The following is a 14,449-nucleotide window of genomic DNA, read 5'->3' as shown; positions in this document are numbered from 1 at the left end:
TTTGAAGGTACATCGATAGACGTTTTTCTTAAAGACGAAAAAAGCAGTTACCGTACAGGCTGATCGAAGCGCAGATAGTCGTGATCGGTCTCGAGCACGTTCAACCGGCTGCTGCAGCAGGGGAAGACGACCAGCTTTTTTCTGCCCTCGTTGATGCTTTTGAGTTCACTTGGCTTGAGATTCAGCCTTACGTTCCCAGCTCCACAAAAAGGGCATTCATGCACGTAAATATCGCCCATTTGCTTATCGTAAGGCCATGTATTGGCAAAAGGAATCATTGCTTGTCCTTCTTGTCCGCTTGGGATTCATCCGGTTGTTCTTTGCCAAGCTCGGCAATTTTTTGCAAAAGAATGTGCTGCGGCATGTGCATCAGATGTTCCAGCGGCACTCCCAGTTTTTCCGACAGCTTCACGGCTGTTTCCGGTGATATTTGCAGTGGTCTCATGGCGAGCATCCCTCCTAATGAATGTATTGAAACGCGCCCTCGCGCAAGCAGAAGCATTTCTTTTTCTTATAGTTATACACCTTACCATGAATACCAATCAAATGAAATCCCAAACAAAGGAATGGTGATCTGTAATGAATAACGATTTGAAATTAACCTGGGATCTGGAGTCCATCTTCCCTGGAGGCTCCGCTTCCACCGAATATCAGGCATATCTGAATACGCTGGAGAAGGACCTTGGCAAGCTGAAGGAGGATATCGCGGCAGCCTCCGCACCGAAGAGCATTGAGGACACCAGGGCGTTTGATGCCATCATTGACAGCATGGGGAGCTGCATCGCCCGCCTTTCCGAGGGCAGCGCCTTTGTAAGCTGTTTGCAGGCACAGGATCAACATGATAAGAAGGCGGTTCAGCTAGCCGGCCGCGTGACGACGCTGCATGCGCTTTTGAATACCATCATGACGCAGTTCGATGATATTTTGGGCCGTACGGATGACGCAACCTGGACAGCCTGGATGAATCGCGACGAGATTCGCCCGATTTCCTTCGTTCTGAACGAAAGCCGGGACCAAGCCCGCGAAAAAATGAGCCCTGAGCTCGAAAGCCTGGCTCTCGACCTTGCTGTCGACGGTTATCACGGCTGGAGCGATCATTACGATACGGTCGTGAGCCACGTGAAAATCCCGTTTGAGGTTGACGGAGAAACGGTGCTGCTGTCCGCCGGACAAGCACATAACAAGCTGTATGATGCGGATAAGGAAGTCCGTGATGCTATGTTTGTGAAGTGGAAGGAAGCCTGGGCGGACAAGGCGGATTTCTGCGGAGACGCGCTGAATCATCTTGGAGGCTTCAGATTGAAGCTATATGAGCGCCGCGGATGGGATGAAGTATTGAAGGAGCCGCTTGCGATCAACCGGATGTCCAACGAGACCCTCGATGCCATGTGGGGCGTGATCCAGGAAAACAAACCGAAGCTTCTGAAATACATGGAGCGCAAGGCGAAGCTGCTTGGCGTTGATCGGCTGAGCTGGGTGGATGTGGATGCTCCGATCGGAAAAGTGTCCTCGAAGGTTTTTTACCAGGAAGCGGCCGAAACGATCGTAGAGCAGTTCCGCAAATTCAGCCCGAAAATGGCCGATTTTGCCGAAATGGCGTTTGACAAATCATGGATCGAAGCAGAGGATCGCCCCGGCAAACGCCCTGGAGGCTTCTGTACTTCGCTTCCGGTCAGCCAAGCAACCCGTATTTTCATGACTTACAGCGGCACGGCTTCCAACGTTTCCACACTCGCGCATGAGCTAGGTCACGGCTACCATCAGCATGTGATGGATGATTTGCCGGTGTTTAACCAGAATTATGCGATGAACGTCGCAGAAACGGCTTCCACGCTGGCCGAAATGATCGTGGCGGACGCCATGGTGAAAAAAGCAGGCGACGACCAGGAAAAGCTGGCGCTGCTTGAGGATAAAATCCAGCGCAGCGTAGCCTTTTACATGAATATTCATGCCCGCTTCCTGTTCGAAACCCGCTTTTACGAAAAACGCAAAAACGGACTTCTGAGTGTGCAGGAGCTGAATGATTTGATGGAAGAAGCCCAGAAGGAAGCATACTGTGACGCATTGTCCGCTTATGAACCGACCTTCTGGTGCTCCAAGCTTCATTTCTACATCACAGGCGTTCCGTTCTATAACTTCCCGTACACCTTCGGTTATATGTTCAGTACGGGTATTTATGCACAGGCGCTTCAGCAGGGCAGCAGCTTTGCGGATAAATATGATGCGCTCCTGCAGGATACCGGCTCGATGACAGTCGAAGAGCTCGCGAAAAAGCATTTGAACGCGGATTTGACCGGCCGTGAGTTCTGGCAAAGTGCATCCGACTTGCTGACGCAGGATATTGAGGAATTTTTGAGCATGACGGAGGATATGGCGTAAGTCAATGACTTCATCCCCCGGAAATAAGACATGACATTAAACGGGAAGACCCTGGCAAAGAGGGCTTCCCGTTTTTTTTATATATTCAGAAAAGGGGATTCAGAGGTCCCGGCAAAGGGCTTGAACGGACTCCGGGGCATGGATAACGATATGGTGAATTTTGCGGGGATGAGATCGCCGAGAAAGGTTGGTTTTTGTCGCAATAACCAGAATAATAGCGGAAAATTAACGAAAATCAAATCGAAATCATGAAAATAATAGTAATAAATACCCAATTATGTTTGATATTGTTGTATGATTCAGCACCCTGTCTTATAATGAGTCATAAGCCCTAAGAAGTTTTGGCGAAAGCTGAAAGAGAGGAGAAGAAAATGATAAAGACCGAGCAGTTATCCCTAGCAAGACAGCTGGATATGGTATTTAAAGAGCTGGAAGAAGAGCTTTCGGGCCTATCCTCCGGCACGGTGTTTGTGCAAATACGCAATAATTCCATCGGCAAATTCGGGATTCGGCATAATCCGCTGGAGGGTCGAAATGGGGAACTTCGCTCTGAGGATTCGGGGCTGACTCCGGTGCAGTATTCTTCATTTCGGATCATGGCACTTGAAAGTCTGAAGTACAAACGGCATTGGACGCACGGCGAAATCAGCTACGAATTTGCGGTCCGGCAGGGCATGATTGTTGTCGATGCGATCCTGGAGTCCAACTACAACATGGCTAACCTGATGATTCGCTATCCAAGACATACATATCCTGATCCTCTTTCGGAAGTTTTTTAATCTGAAGCCACACCCGCACTCATTTATTATTTTAGGAACAGACACTTACAGATATGTACGGTTTGTATAATCAAGCTGGATTAGCAAGACAACAAGAACATAATAAAAATAGCTTAACAAAAAAAGGCAACCTTTTTACAAAGGCTGCCTTTTTTAACGGTTTACCGCTTGGATCGGCAGGTTCGGCTCACGCCCTGCCACCGATCGACATGATATCACATTTACAAATGCCGAAAGCAGATTATTGACGGCCAGAAAGCTGCTGTTCTGCCATTTGCACCAGACGTTTTGTGATGTAGCCTCCCAAAGAACCAGTCTCACGGGAAGTCATGTTGCCATAATATCCGTCTTGTGGGATTTGAACGCCCAGCTCCTGAGCTGCTTCATACTTCATTTGTTGAAGAGCGGAGGTTGCTTGTGGCACCACCAGATTGTTAGAACGGTTACGTCCTTGGTTTTGTTGTCCTGCTTGACCCATGTTTGTCACCTCCTTCGAACTTGTTGAGGTTATTATGGTGTTAAAGATTTGAAAACATGCAGCAAAAGAGAACAAAAATGCTTGGAAATTATTAGGCACGCAAAAAAGGCGGTTTTTCGATTATTCGAAAACCGCCCTGAGTCTTATCGTCATTTTTAGGATGAAACAGGATAAACCATGTGCAAGTGCAGATCCATTTCGATGGCTTGCTTCGGCTCCAAGCGAATCAAGCCGGTAAGCTCGTCGCCTGCTTCCAGATTCGGAGCATTCGGCAGCCAGGTGTAAGGCTCGATGCAGAGGAACTGGTCTGCTTCGCCCTTGGTATAAAGCACCCAGTGCTTATAATACTTAGGGTCCGCGGAATATCTGAGGCCATAACCGTCGCTTCGGAGCAAGGTAGCCTCAACGGGCTGGTCTTTTCCGATCCGGAGCAGCGTGTCAAAATTCGTTCCCTGCATATTCATTCCATCATTGAGCTGATCCAAGGGTCCCAAAGGCAGTACGTCACCTGTCGGAAGCAGATCCTGATCCAGTCCGTATATAGCCTCTACAGGGAGCTGAAGAGTCCATTCGCCGGGTTGTCCGTCCAGAAGAAACCACGTGTGGAATCCGATGCCGAATGGCACGGGCTGATCGCCCAGATGAGTCACCTTCAAATGCTGTGTCAGACGGTCCCCCTGCAGCCGCATGGTCATTTCCAGCTTCAGAGGAGCCGGAAACTGCTCCATCCAGTGCGGATCGTCCGCGGTCAAAAATTCGGTTGTTACGGCGCAGCCATCTTCATCTTCCTCAATATCGCTGACTCTCCAAGGCTGTGTGCGGTGCAGCCCGTGAATATGGTTATCACCTGCGGTATTGCGGTCAAACTGGTACTCACGGCCTTCATATTCAAAGTGGCCTCCGCGAATTCTTCCCGGCGGAATGAGCATCGGCATACCGAAATGATAGGGTTTTTGCATGTAAAATGCCAAATCATTTTCATCGGGTCTTCGGACGACTTGTCTGTTCTGGATGTTGTCCCGGATGGAAATCACATTGTTCCCCAGCCACGGCAGCAGCGTGACTTCAAGCTCGCGACTATGAAGGATGTACGTGTCGTAACCATTCCATTGCCCCTTGGTCACTTGTTTCATATCGATGCTCCTTTTCCCACTATAATTCGATCGTTGCTTAGAAAATGCTTTTATAGCTATCATAAATTGAACTAAAGGAAAGGTTAACTGTAGTTCATTTTATATATCATAACAGATTTTTGAGGGATAGGAAAAAAAAACGCCATCGCAGCAAGTCACAGAAGCCAGACCGCGTATAGCTGAAGTTTTTTTTGCGAATCCGGGAAGGATCAGCATGATGCAGGCTCCCGGATTCTAGAAAAAAAACGCCATCGCAGCAAGTCACAGAAGCCAGACCGCGTATAGTCGAAGTTTTTTTTGCGAATCCGGGAAGGGCCGGCATGATGCAGGCTCCCGGATTCTAGAAAAAAAACGCCATCGCAGCAAGTCACAGAAGCCAGACCGCGTTTAGCTGTACAGAAAATGGGTTTGACAATTTGGTGACACAAGCGATATCATAGGCATTGCATAAAGGCTTTCAATGATTATGTAAACACGATGACAGGGACAAGTAAGCAAAGACGGCATAACCTTCAGAAAGCCGGTGGTTGATGTGAACCGGTGGAGCCGATTTTGCCGAATGGACCCTTGAGTGCCGAGTTGAACGGAAGGAAGCTTCCTGCGTAGACCGGCCGGATTATTCCACGTTAAGGAATCTAAGGCTGTTTAGATCTTTAGATAAAGCATGGTTTAGGCGATGCGGACTAAAGCTAATCAGCAAATAAGGGTGGCACCACGGTCTCACGTCCCTTGCGGACGTGGGGCCTTTTTTGTATATTCGCAAACATTAACAGGAGGGATTTTCATGAAAACCGTACTTTCAGGAATCCAGCCCAGCGGCAAGCTGACGCTGGGAAATTATATTGGAGCCATGAAAAATTTCGTAAAGCTGCAAAACGACTACGCCTGCAATTTCATGGTTGTTGATTTGCATGCGATTACGGTAGCTCAGGATCCAAAGGCGCTCAGAGAACAGTCGGAAGCCGTAGCTGCCCTGTTCATTGCAGCCGGGATCGATCCGGGCAAAGCCAATGTATATATGCAATCCCATGTGCCGCCGCATGCGGAGCTCGGATGGATTTTGACGACGCTGACCTCCATGGGCGAGCTTGAGCGCATGACGCAGTTTAAGGATAAAGCCGCTGGCAAGGAATCGGTCGGCGCAGGCTTGTTTGTGTATCCATCCTTGATGGCTGCCGACATCCTCGTGTACAATGCCGATCTCGTGCCTGTCGGAGAGGACCAAAAGCAGCATCTGGAGCTTGCCCGTGATTTGGCCAGCCGTTTCAATCACCGCTTCGGCGAGTATTTCACAAGTCCCGATCCTTACATCCCCGAGGTAGGGGCGCGGATCATGTCGCTGGATGATGCCTCGAAAAAAATGAGCAAGAGCAACCCGAATCCCGGAAGTTATATCGCGCTGCTCGATACGCCGGACGAAATCCGGAAAAAAATCAGCAGGGCCACAACGGATTCTGGAAAAGAAGTACGTTATGACCCAGCCGAAAAGCCGGAGATCAGCAATCTGATGAGCATTTATTCGGAGTGCTCCGGCAAGTCTCTGGCAGAGATTCAAAATGAGTACGAGGGACAAATGTACGGCGGCTTCAAAAAAGACCTGGCCGAGGTTGCGGTCAGCGTACTGGAGCCTCTGCAGAAGAGATATTATGAAATTCGGGAATCGGGCCAGCTGTACGACATCCTGGCGAAAGGCGCGGACCGGGCCATGGAAACCGCATCACGCACGCTGAACGATGTGAAGGAACGGATGGGCTTCCTGCTGCCTAGATAAATGGTTTTATTCCGCTTCAGGCCCATTCAGACGGTTCTTCTTGGCTTTGATCATGAAACCCCAGCCAATGTTGAAGATGGCCAGGACACCCAGCAGAAGGGCAAGCCAGCCGTTGTAGCTCATGGATATGGCTGCCGCTCCCAGAACGAAAATGGACGAGCAGGCGAACCATAGGGATAAACCTTTACTCATTGTAAAAAACCTCCAGACAAAATATGAATTCACTTCTGTATAACTCTCAGCGACCAAGCCATACTAAGCTTGCAAGCTTGTTACTAACACACACGCAGAATTGAAGGGAGACTTTACAATGGCTCAATCTACAAGCAATCTGGTGGTACCGCAAGCAAAATCGGCACTGCAACAAATGAAAATGGAAGCTGCTCAAGAGCTGGGCGTTCAAATTCCGCAAGACGGATACTATGGTAACATGACTTCCCGCGAAACAGGTTCGCTGGGTGGATACATTACCAAGCGCCTTGTGCAAATGGCTGAGCAATCCTTGTCCGGCCGCCAATAATTCATATAATCACCAGCCCGGAGCGCATTAAGCGTTCCGGGCTTTTCTTGTGCATACCGGCAGGCGCGTAGATTAGATACTCGGTAAGGAATGTCTCTTAAGGAATGTCTCTAGGGTGATTCTCTCCTAATGGCACCGTTTCGTCAAGTTTGAATTGGATGGGAAGAAATCGAAAAAGGCCGCTTCCGGAAGGGAAACGGCCACTATATTATATGAAGCTTTTTTAACCTGAATTGATGGACAGCCTTTTATCCATTTTTTTGGCGCTAAGCCATCCGACATACGTATTGATGGTCTGGTATTGCTTATCCATCACGAGTACGGCCACAAAAGGATACTGCTTCCGGTGCCGATAACGGACGTCGGCCCAGCGGACGACATAACCCCAAGAAAGGTTCTCCACCTCGGCGACGGCGAATGAAGTGAAATACAGAAAAGCCTGCACATCCGGATGCTGCTTGGATTGCTCGATCGCCGGATGCTGCTCTGTGCGCGCATGCTTTCTCCATTCCAGGCCATCGCCATTCAGTACGCCAATGCAATAGCTTCCGTCGGTCAGCGCTTTGACGACATGCCATTTGTGAAAAGAAACCGTTGGAATAACATAATACCGTTCTCCCGGCTGACGAGCGGAATCGAGTCTTTTGACCTCGGCTGTCCTCAGGGAATGAACAACGGTACGCCAAACGTAGTAAATGGCGGTCAAAATGTATAAGCCTGCGAACAAAGGAGCAGGTCTGACTGCACCGGTACTCCAAAGTAATACGGCGGCGGCATGCGTCGTAAAAATAAACGGATCAAAAATGTGAATGATGTTCCAAGAGATCCACCGTTCCGAGAACGGCCGCACCGCCTGGGTTCCATAGGTATTGAACAAATCGCTGAAAACGTGCACGCATACGGCAATTCCTGTCCATAGGATGATGTGGCCTGCCGGTTCCGTTCGGAACAGCAGTGACAAAATGCTGCCTATGAGCGCGGTCCAAATGACGAGAAACGGAAGGGAATGCGTGATGCCCCGATGATTCTTTACATAGAGGGCATTGCTTTTGAATCGCAAGAGCCCGTCGAAATCAGGGGCCTGAGAGCCGATGACCGTACCCAGAAGAACGGCGGTCGCGAGCGCAGGGCTTGCGGCTACCGCCGGATCGACGTAGGCAAGACCGGCCAGGCTGAGTCCCATCACAAAATGTGTGGCTGTATCCATTACCATGTCTCCTTCATGTTGTTCTTATCGTTATTGTAACAAATCTGGAAATGCAATTCCTGCTGCTGCCGTGGTTAGGATGTGAGGATTTTGCAAATCCTGCTAATGCAAGTGTTTTCCTTATAATAGTTACTACCCACTTTTGGATGAATCTATAAGGGATTGACCATACTAAAATGTGTCACTAAATTGTCAAAATGGTGAATGATTTTGGAGAGGATTGTCAAACACTTTTACCTTTTGATATGATAAACTTTATAGCGGAGGCAACTTTCCTCCACAACGACAGAATAAGGAGGATTCTTAAGGCGTGGACAATCATTTAAGTTACCAGGCTCCTTCGGATTCCGCAACGCTTTCCATCAAACAAACGCCGCCGAATTCGTCGGCAACGTGGAGAGATTTCATAACACTTACGAAACCCGGGATTATCCGTTCTAATTTAATTGCTGTTTTTGCAGGCTATTGGGTTGCGTCGCAGTGGGACATCCATTTCGGCAAAATGATTCTGACGCTCCTGGGAACCGTGCTCGTCATGGCTTCCGCCTGTGTATATAACAATTATTTTGATCGTGAACTCGATACCAAGATGGAGCGCACGAAGAACCGTACCCTTCCATCCGGTCGCTTGAAGCCATCCATCGTGCTTTGGTATGCCTTCATACTCGGCGTGCTTGGACTGGCTGATCTCTTTATTTTCTCAGGTGTTCTTGCCGGCATCTTTGGTGCGGTTGGAATGTTCGTATATGCCATCGTGTATACCATGTGGCTGAAGCGTTCCTCGACATGGAGCACGTCGGTGGGTGCGATTTCCGGCGCAATGCCTCCATTAATCGGCTATGTGGCTGTAACTCAGAGTGTCGATTTAGGGGCTATTCTGCTGTTTGCCCTGCTGTTTTTATGGCAGCCGCCGCATTTCTGGGCACTGGGTATTCGCCGCGTGGAAGAATACAGAGCTGCGGGTTACCCGCTTCTGCCTGTCGTGAAAGGGATCAAGCGCACGAAGATCCAGATCATTCCGTATCTGGTGCTGCTGGTACCGATTCCGGCTTTGATGTATGCGTACGGATATACCGGTATTTACTTTATGATCATCGGAACGCTCCTGTCGCTCTTTTGGCTGTATCTCGGCATTAAGGGATTAACGGCAAAAGATGATGATGCATGGGCGAAGAAGCTGTTCATTTTCTCGATCAACTTTCTGACTCTCAGTCTGATCGTCATGATCCTGAACACTGTGCATTAACCATATATGACGGACAAATCCCATGGATGCATGGGATTTTTTCTGGAAATCAGGTAGAAGTTCGTTAAACAGCTTCTACCTGATCTTACAATGGTCGAAAAACTGAAGCTGTATATCGGCTCGAATCTGTGGGAGAGAAGGAGAAGTCAGAACATGCTGAAACGTTATAAGTGGACCTGGATCCTGCTGGCCGTCATCATTGTAATGGCAGGCTATCTGATCTATACCGGTTCCGGGATCGGGAAATCCAAACTGCCGGTGCTTGGACAAGTCGAGGATTTTTCTTTGGAGAATGTCGATGGCAAGACGGTAACGCTTGAAGATACGAAAGGGAAAGTAAGGCTATTTTATTTCTTTTATACCAGTTGTCCGGATGTATGCCCCGTAACGACATTCCTGCTCTCCCAGACGCAGAAGCAGCTGATCCAGGATGGCGTATTCGCCAAGGATGCGGAGTTTGTTTCGGTCTCTTTTGATCCGAAGGTGGACACCAAGGAGAAAATCAAAGAATTCGCGGACAAGTTTTACGTGGATTACAACGGTTGGTATTTCCTGAGAGGCGATGACCAGAAAATCAGGGATCTTGCCGAGAAGTCATTTAAAATCGGTATCATGGGCGACAACAAGGACAACTTTGCCCACTCGAACATCATTGCTCTGGTCGATCGAGACAATCAGGTCCGCAAGTTGTATAACGCGAACGATACGGACAATGTGACGGCCGAATCGCTGGCGAAGGACGTCGAAGCACTGGCCAAGCAATAGAATATGAACAACGCAGGAAGCGCCGCATGTTAAAGCCGATCCAACCCGGGCTTGAATCTGAGGCGCTTTTTCTTTTGCCATTCATCAGGAGTACAAGGGAGGAGCAGGGTAGATGATGTACTCTTCGAGTCCCGCCTTTTCGAGCTGGGCGATCAGGTACTCATCCGGGGTGCCTTCGACTCCAGGATAACCGCGCCGGGTGTAGATATGTCCCGCATCGGGAAAGGAGTCACGGAGCACGCCGCGTATTTTTTTGCCGGAGCTATCGTTATCCATGAATAAATAAACCTCGTCATCCCGGACTTCTTTACGCAGCGATTCCAGCTTGGTGGAGTTTAGGGTGCCGAATGTGCATAGAATGCGGATATCATCCTGAAGCAGCCTGCGCAGCTTGCTGCGATCATTTTTGCCTTCGACAATGATGAATATGGTCAAGAAGTCTCACCTCGGCTACGGGAGCTTGTAGCACTCCTATCGAAATTCCCCGGGAAATGTTGAAAAAGCATTTGAACCGGGTCTCCCTTAGTGTAGCTCTTTTCCGGCTTGGCATGCAAAAAAACAAGACGATCCGTCCCAGCATAGGATGATCGTCTTTTTTGGATTATCCATTCGACAAGCTTTCAGCGGCGATGTTATTTTGCGATGTCTGCAACGTTAACTTCCCGCTGAAAGCAGTCCATATCCATGTAAACAGCGATAGACATAAGGTTTAAGGCAAATTAAACTAGCACCAGAAGGCGCGCAGAATAATTACCAGCAAGATAAAGAGCACCAATACAACACCAACGTTGCTGTAACATCCAGTAGCAACTGGAGAAACAACGGGAGCTGCATTAGCAACTGGCGCTACGGGACCGCAGCCACAATGACTCATACTTTCACCCCGCTCTCTTATCTGGTCGCATGACACAATGTATCCTATGTGGAAAGAGACCATAAGTTTTGTGTGAAGGCCTATGGGCCGGGATTTAGGTGTTCACCCATTCGTAGCCTTAGGATGCGGGGGTTTGATTGACGTTAGGATGCAGCAAAGAACCCGGCTTGCGGCTGATCGGAAGCATCATGAGGCCGACCATCAGCAGCACGAACGCAATGTAATAAGGAGAGACGCTGGTACGCAGCTGACCTGCGGTGATCGGACCGAAAAAGGAACCGATTGACATGGCAATGGACTGCAGGGAAAAGACCCTGCCGAGCTTGCTGCCGCCGCTCAGCTCGATAAAGAGCGAAGCCATGGCGGGAAAGATGATGCCCTTAGCCATCCCGAGAATGAACAGCGTCGCGGTGAGCGGAATGGAACGCAAGGCAGCGAGGCAATAAAAGCAAAGGGCCAGCACGAAAATGCCGCCAAGAACTCTTTTATAGGGAGAGTAGCGGTTTACGAAGAGCATGCTGAGCGTGATTAAAGCGCCAACGCTCATGACGGAGAACAGGATGCCGGTGGACATGATGCCGTCCACGCCGGTAGCGCGCAGCGGGAGCTCGAAGAACAGGATCCCCTGCGAGCAAGAGATCACAAAAGGCAAAATATAGATGCGCCATGGCACCTGGAATTTTTGCACGGGCTCCGGGGCGGGGGCTGCTTCCTTCATCACCGAGGCAGGCGCCGATTGCCGCAGCGACGAAGGAACGCTGAAAATAGCCATGATACCGGTGGCGATCAGCAGCCATCCGAGGCTTTGGAAGGTAACGGAATAGCCGGCTTTGGCGACGATAAAAGCTCCCGCAGCGGGCGAAACGACAGAGGCCAGCGTATGGACGACGCCATGTCCCGACATGAATTTACCTTGGGTGACTTTATCTGAGGAGAGCGATGCAAGCAGCGTCAGGCAGGCGGGAGAGAGAAAGGCCAGCACGAAGCCGCTGATGGAACGCAGCGCGAGCAATTGCCATGGATAGTGTACCTGGGACTGCAGAAGCAGCACGATCCCTGCCGAAACGAGGCTGAAAATGATGTAACGGCGGCTGCCGTGCCTGTCGATCACGGTTCCTGCAATCAGGTTGCCGGGCAGGTGCGTGAGGGCGTAAATGCCCATCATCCAGCCGATAAAGACCGGTGCTGCCCCGAGAGAGACGGCAAACGGAGTTAGAATGGGGTACTGGGCATGAAGGTCGAAGAAAGCGAGAAATAAAAACATGTACAGCCAAATCGCGGTTTTCACTTGAGCAGCTCCTTTCCGTTACGACAGACAAGCCGGTGGCGAGCAGCGGTCCGGCGGTAGGACCGGAGAGGTCTTGTCTATGATATACATGTACGCTTGTACCTCCGGATATAGACCCATTATTACGCTGGCGTCATTCTTTCCGATAAACAGGGAAGGCTGACAGGCCATGATGGAATCATGTATAATTTAGTGGCGGACCTCCATGCTGCATACATTGAACGAAAGAAAGAGTAAACGGCTTCTCCTGCTTGAGCCTGCATTCAAGGAGAAGTAAATCATACTTGAGTTCATTTTATATGGGAAAATGGTCTGATAATGAGCTTTGGCTGATGGGAGTGGGAAGTGGATGAATACGCAGGTCTGGTCCGATTTTTTACAGCAAAACTGGCTGGTGATCGTAATTGCTCTCATTGTGCTGTTCGTGGTCCTGAATCTTGTCAAGACGATGGTGAAATGGGCTTTGGTCATTATCATCGTCGTTGCTGTTGTGGTGTACAGCGGGGTTTCGCTGGAGAAAATCAAAGACGTTGTGAATGATGTGAAGACGGAGACGGTGGATACCGTGAAAACGGAAGCGACCAACCTCATGATGAAGGAAGCGAAGGAAGCCAAATATGCGGCGGATGCCGCAGGGAACTTTACAATTACATCGCCGAATCTGGAGCTGAAGGGTCAAAAAGGCCAGGACAAGGTCGAGGTATCGCTCCGCGGGGTATCGCTTGGACAGTGGAAGATCAGTGATACCGTCCAGTCATTTATTGCACAATCCAAAAATAATTCCAATGTGTCTTCCAGCAAGTAGAGCAGGCTTTTTCCATGCTGTTTCGTGGAGGGAGGTCATCTGATGCTGCAATCGTGGGTGAAGAGTCTGCAAGAGTTTAATGTGATTTCCATTTTTCTGCTGCTGATCCTGCTCGTCTCCCTATTTCAGGGCTGGCGCCGCGGGGCGTCGCGATCGGCCGGAAGACTCCTCTCCCTGTTGAGGGAGGGAGTTTTTATTTTGGTGGCTTTGGTACTGTCAGTGCCGTTTACCCTGTGGATTTCTCCCCGGGTACAGACGTGGCTGACGGATTACACAAGCGCGATGCCAAGCCGTTCCTTGAAAACCTGGGAGCAGATTTACTATACATTCATGTCTTCGATGGCGGATTTCCCGCTGCTGCGGTTCGCGGTGCTGTTCATTCTCAGCTACAGCATCATCAGGCTGCTGATGCGCTGGCTTACGGTGCTTGTATTTGGAGGAAAGAGCGCTCTGTTCGCGCCGGGAACGCGGCAGTCTTCGTCGATATTCAGCCGCTTGTCGGGCGCGGTTATCGGTCTGCTGATCGGAGCCGGCAGATGCATCGTGGTGGTCGCGCTGTTGTTCATCTATGCGTCGCTCTATCCGAACACCGCCTTTACCCGTTACGTGAAGGCCTCTCCGATCTACCAGGAAGGCGCGCAGCGGGTCATTGAACCGTTATCCGGTCATTTGGTGAAGGACAAGCTGCCGGTGTTTACCAAGGCGGTGGAAAAAGAGCTCAGCGGCATTATGCAGCGCAAATACGAAGTGATCGACCATGCCATACCGGATGATATCGATGCGGCTGCCGCGGATATCGTCAAAGGGGCGAAGACCGATGAGGACAAGGCCCGGCGACTGTACGACTGGGTCGGCTCGAGAGTGCAGTATGACTACGGCAAGGTCGATGATTATGAGCAGAAGGGCATCTGGCATGAGCAAAACCCGCAGGATACGTTTGATACGAGAAAAGGGGTTTGCATCGATTATGCCCGCCTGTATGCGGTGATGGCCCGGTCCCAAGGACTTCAGGTCCGCGTGGTTACCGGGCAGGGATACAACGGACAAGGCGGCTATGGGCCGCATGCCTGGAACGAAGTATATCTGAGCGAGAAGAAAAAGTGGATTCCGCTGGATCCGACCTGGGCTCAAAGCGGCAACTGGTTCGATCCGCCGAATTTTGCGGCAACGCATATTCGCGACGGGGTTCTTTCGTAAGACAATG

At 50.0% G+C, this 14,449-nt stretch carries 17 protein-coding genes; 9 read left to right on the top strand and 8 right to left on the bottom strand.

Annotated elements, in window-relative coordinates; translation table 11 throughout:
* Nucleotides 1-47: 47 nt before the first annotated feature.
* A complete protein-coding gene (locus tag PCH05_RS17365) occupies nt 48-278 on the bottom strand; it encodes a hypothetical protein (protein ID WP_127604125.1) in 231 nt (76 codons plus the stop codon).
* Nucleotides 275-445 carry a YycC family protein gene (locus tag PCH05_RS17360; protein WP_127604124.1) on the bottom strand — a complete coding sequence of 57 codons (171 nt, stop codon included), beginning with the start codon at nt 443-445 and terminating at the stop codon, nt 275-277. Before PCH05_RS17360 ends, PCH05_RS17365 begins: the two co-directional genes overlap by 4 nt.
* 134 nt (nt 446-579) lie before the next feature.
* Here PCH05_RS17360 and PCH05_RS17355 point away from each other — a divergent pair, with 134 nt between their 5' ends.
* The 3 genes from PCH05_RS17355 (at nt 580) to PCH05_RS17345 (ending at nt 3,406) form a co-directional block, all read left to right on the top strand.
* Nucleotides 580-2,379: a M3 family oligoendopeptidase gene (locus PCH05_RS17355; protein WP_127604123.1), complete on the top strand. Its 1,800-nt coding sequence runs from the start codon at nt 580-582 to the stop codon at nt 2,377-2,379.
* Between the two features lie 371 nt (nt 2,380-2,750).
* Entirely contained in the window at nt 2,751-3,158 is a 408-nt protein-coding gene (locus PCH05_RS17350; RefSeq protein ID WP_127604122.1) for an O-methyltransferase, read from the top strand.
* Between the two features lie 53 nt (nt 3,159-3,211).
* A complete protein-coding gene (locus PCH05_RS17345; RefSeq protein WP_164766690.1) occupies nt 3,212-3,406 on the top strand; it encodes a hypothetical protein in 195 nt (64 codons plus the stop codon).
* Here PCH05_RS17345 and PCH05_RS17340 read toward each other — a convergent pair.
* Nucleotides 3,400-3,636, bottom strand: coding sequence for an alpha/beta-type small acid-soluble spore protein (locus PCH05_RS17340; protein WP_127604120.1), 237 nt, complete (start codon nt 3,634-3,636; stop codon nt 3,400-3,402). The two genes, PCH05_RS17345 and PCH05_RS17340, sit on opposite strands and share 7 nt — an antisense overlap.
* A gap of 155 nt (nt 3,637-3,791) precedes the next feature.
* The gene (locus PCH05_RS17335) at nt 3,792-4,769 is read right to left on the bottom strand and encodes an aldose 1-epimerase (RefSeq protein WP_127604119.1); all 978 of its coding nucleotides are present in this window, start codon (nt 4,767-4,769) and stop codon (nt 3,792-3,794) included.
* A 784-nt stretch (nt 4,770-5,553) separates the two neighbouring features.
* Here PCH05_RS17335 and trpS point away from each other — a divergent pair.
* Entirely contained in the window at nt 5,554-6,540 is a 987-nt protein-coding gene (gene trpS, locus PCH05_RS17330; RefSeq protein ID WP_127604118.1) for a tryptophan--tRNA ligase, read from the top strand.
* Between the two features lie 6 nt (nt 6,541-6,546).
* Here trpS and PCH05_RS17325 read toward each other — a convergent pair whose 3' ends face one another.
* Nucleotides 6,547-6,732 (bottom strand): hypothetical protein, encoded by a 186-nt coding sequence (locus PCH05_RS17325; RefSeq protein ID WP_127604117.1) that lies wholly within the window; start codon nt 6,730-6,732, stop codon nt 6,547-6,549.
* 118 nt (nt 6,733-6,850) lie between these two features.
* Between PCH05_RS17325 and PCH05_RS17320 the strand changes: the two genes are divergently transcribed.
* The gene (locus PCH05_RS17320; protein ID WP_127604116.1) at nt 6,851-7,060 is read left to right on the top strand and encodes an alpha/beta-type small acid-soluble spore protein; all 210 of its coding nucleotides are present in this window, start codon (nt 6,851-6,853) and stop codon (nt 7,058-7,060) included.
* Between the two features lie 223 nt (nt 7,061-7,283).
* Here the strand turns inward: PCH05_RS17320 and PCH05_RS17315 are convergent, their stop codons facing one another.
* Nucleotides 7,284-8,267 (bottom strand): metal-dependent hydrolase, encoded by a 984-nt coding sequence (locus tag PCH05_RS17315; protein ID WP_127604115.1) that lies wholly within the window; start codon nt 8,265-8,267, stop codon nt 7,284-7,286.
* Nucleotides 8,268-8,577: 310 nt separating this feature from the next.
* Here PCH05_RS17315 and cyoE point away from each other — a divergent pair, with 310 nt between their 5' ends.
* Together cyoE and PCH05_RS17305 are read left to right on the top strand one after the other, a co-directional pair.
* The gene (gene cyoE, locus PCH05_RS17310; RefSeq protein WP_127604114.1) at nt 8,578-9,513 is read left to right on the top strand and encodes a heme o synthase; all 936 of its coding nucleotides are present in this window, start codon (nt 8,578-8,580) and stop codon (nt 9,511-9,513) included.
* A 153-nt stretch (nt 9,514-9,666) separates the two neighbouring features.
* The gene (locus PCH05_RS17305; protein ID WP_127604113.1) at nt 9,667-10,278 is read left to right on the top strand and encodes an SCO family protein; all 612 of its coding nucleotides are present in this window, start codon (nt 9,667-9,669) and stop codon (nt 10,276-10,278) included.
* Nucleotides 10,279-10,362: 84 nt separating this feature from the next.
* Here the strand turns inward: PCH05_RS17305 and PCH05_RS17300 are convergent, their stop codons facing one another.
* Together PCH05_RS17300 and PCH05_RS17295 are read right to left on the bottom strand one after the other, a co-directional pair.
* Nucleotides 10,363-10,713, bottom strand: coding sequence for a toprim domain-containing protein (locus PCH05_RS17300; protein ID WP_127604112.1), 351 nt, complete (start codon nt 10,711-10,713; stop codon nt 10,363-10,365).
* Nucleotides 10,714-11,270: 557 nt separating this feature from the next.
* Entirely contained in the window at nt 11,271-12,440 is a 1,170-nt protein-coding gene (locus PCH05_RS17295; RefSeq protein ID WP_127604111.1) for an MFS transporter, read from the bottom strand.
* 349 nt (nt 12,441-12,789) lie between these two features.
* Here PCH05_RS17295 and PCH05_RS17290 point away from each other — a divergent pair, with 349 nt between their 5' ends.
* A complete protein-coding gene (locus PCH05_RS17290; RefSeq protein ID WP_127604110.1) occupies nt 12,790-13,245 on the top strand; it encodes a hypothetical protein in 456 nt (151 codons plus the stop codon).
* A gap of 42 nt (nt 13,246-13,287) precedes the next feature.
* On the top strand, nt 13,288-14,442 hold the full coding sequence (locus tag PCH05_RS17285; RefSeq protein ID WP_127604109.1) for a transglutaminase domain-containing protein: 1,155 nt from the start codon (nt 13,288-13,290) through the stop codon (nt 14,440-14,442).
* Nucleotides 14,443-14,449 lie beyond the last annotated feature (7 nt).

Origin of the sequence: Paenibacillus chibensis, from assembly GCF_004001045.1 — a bacterium.
Lineage (GTDB): Bacteria > Bacillota > Bacilli > Paenibacillales > Paenibacillaceae > Paenibacillus_AQ > Paenibacillus_AQ chibensis.
This window is presented reverse-complemented; position numbering and strand designations above follow the sequence as displayed.

What these genes read in the sequence shown, in the direction of transcription:
- PCH05_RS17355 (WP_127604123.1), top strand. Translation starts at nt 580, where the DNA reads ATGAATAACGATTTGAAATTAACCTGGGATCTGGAGTCCATCTTCCCT.
- PCH05_RS17360 (WP_127604124.1), bottom strand. Translation starts at nt 445, where the DNA reads ATGAGACCACTGCAAATATCACCGGAAACAGCCGTGAAGCTGTCGGAA.
- PCH05_RS17335 (WP_127604119.1), bottom strand. Translation starts at nt 4,769, where the DNA reads ATGAAACAAGTGACCAAGGGGCAATGGAATGGTTACGACACGTACATC.
- PCH05_RS17290 (WP_127604110.1), top strand. Translation starts at nt 12,790, where the DNA reads ATGAATACGCAGGTCTGGTCCGATTTTTTACAGCAAAACTGGCTGGTG.
- PCH05_RS17305 (WP_127604113.1), top strand. Translation starts at nt 9,667, where the DNA reads ATGCTGAAACGTTATAAGTGGACCTGGATCCTGCTGGCCGTCATCATT.
- PCH05_RS17345 (WP_164766690.1), top strand. Translation starts at nt 3,212, where the DNA reads ATGTACGGTTTGTATAATCAAGCTGGATTAGCAAGACAACAAGAACAT.
- PCH05_RS17315 (WP_127604115.1), bottom strand. Translation starts at nt 8,267, where the DNA reads ATGGATACAGCCACACATTTTGTGATGGGACTCAGCCTGGCCGGTCTT.
- PCH05_RS17320 (WP_127604116.1), top strand. Translation starts at nt 6,851, where the DNA reads ATGGCTCAATCTACAAGCAATCTGGTGGTACCGCAAGCAAAATCGGCA.
- PCH05_RS17350 (WP_127604122.1), top strand. Translation starts at nt 2,751, where the DNA reads ATGATAAAGACCGAGCAGTTATCCCTAGCAAGACAGCTGGATATGGTA.
- PCH05_RS17340 (WP_127604120.1), bottom strand. Translation starts at nt 3,636, where the DNA reads ATGGGTCAAGCAGGACAACAAAACCAAGGACGTAACCGTTCTAACAAT.
- PCH05_RS17365 (WP_127604125.1), bottom strand. Translation starts at nt 278, where the DNA reads ATGATTCCTTTTGCCAATACATGGCCTTACGATAAGCAAATGGGCGAT.
- trpS (WP_127604118.1), top strand. Translation starts at nt 5,554, where the DNA reads ATGAAAACCGTACTTTCAGGAATCCAGCCCAGCGGCAAGCTGACGCTG.
- PCH05_RS17325 (WP_127604117.1), bottom strand. Translation starts at nt 6,732, where the DNA reads ATGAGTAAAGGTTTATCCCTATGGTTCGCCTGCTCGTCCATTTTCGTT.
- PCH05_RS17285 (WP_127604109.1), top strand. Translation starts at nt 13,288, where the DNA reads ATGCTGCAATCGTGGGTGAAGAGTCTGCAAGAGTTTAATGTGATTTCC.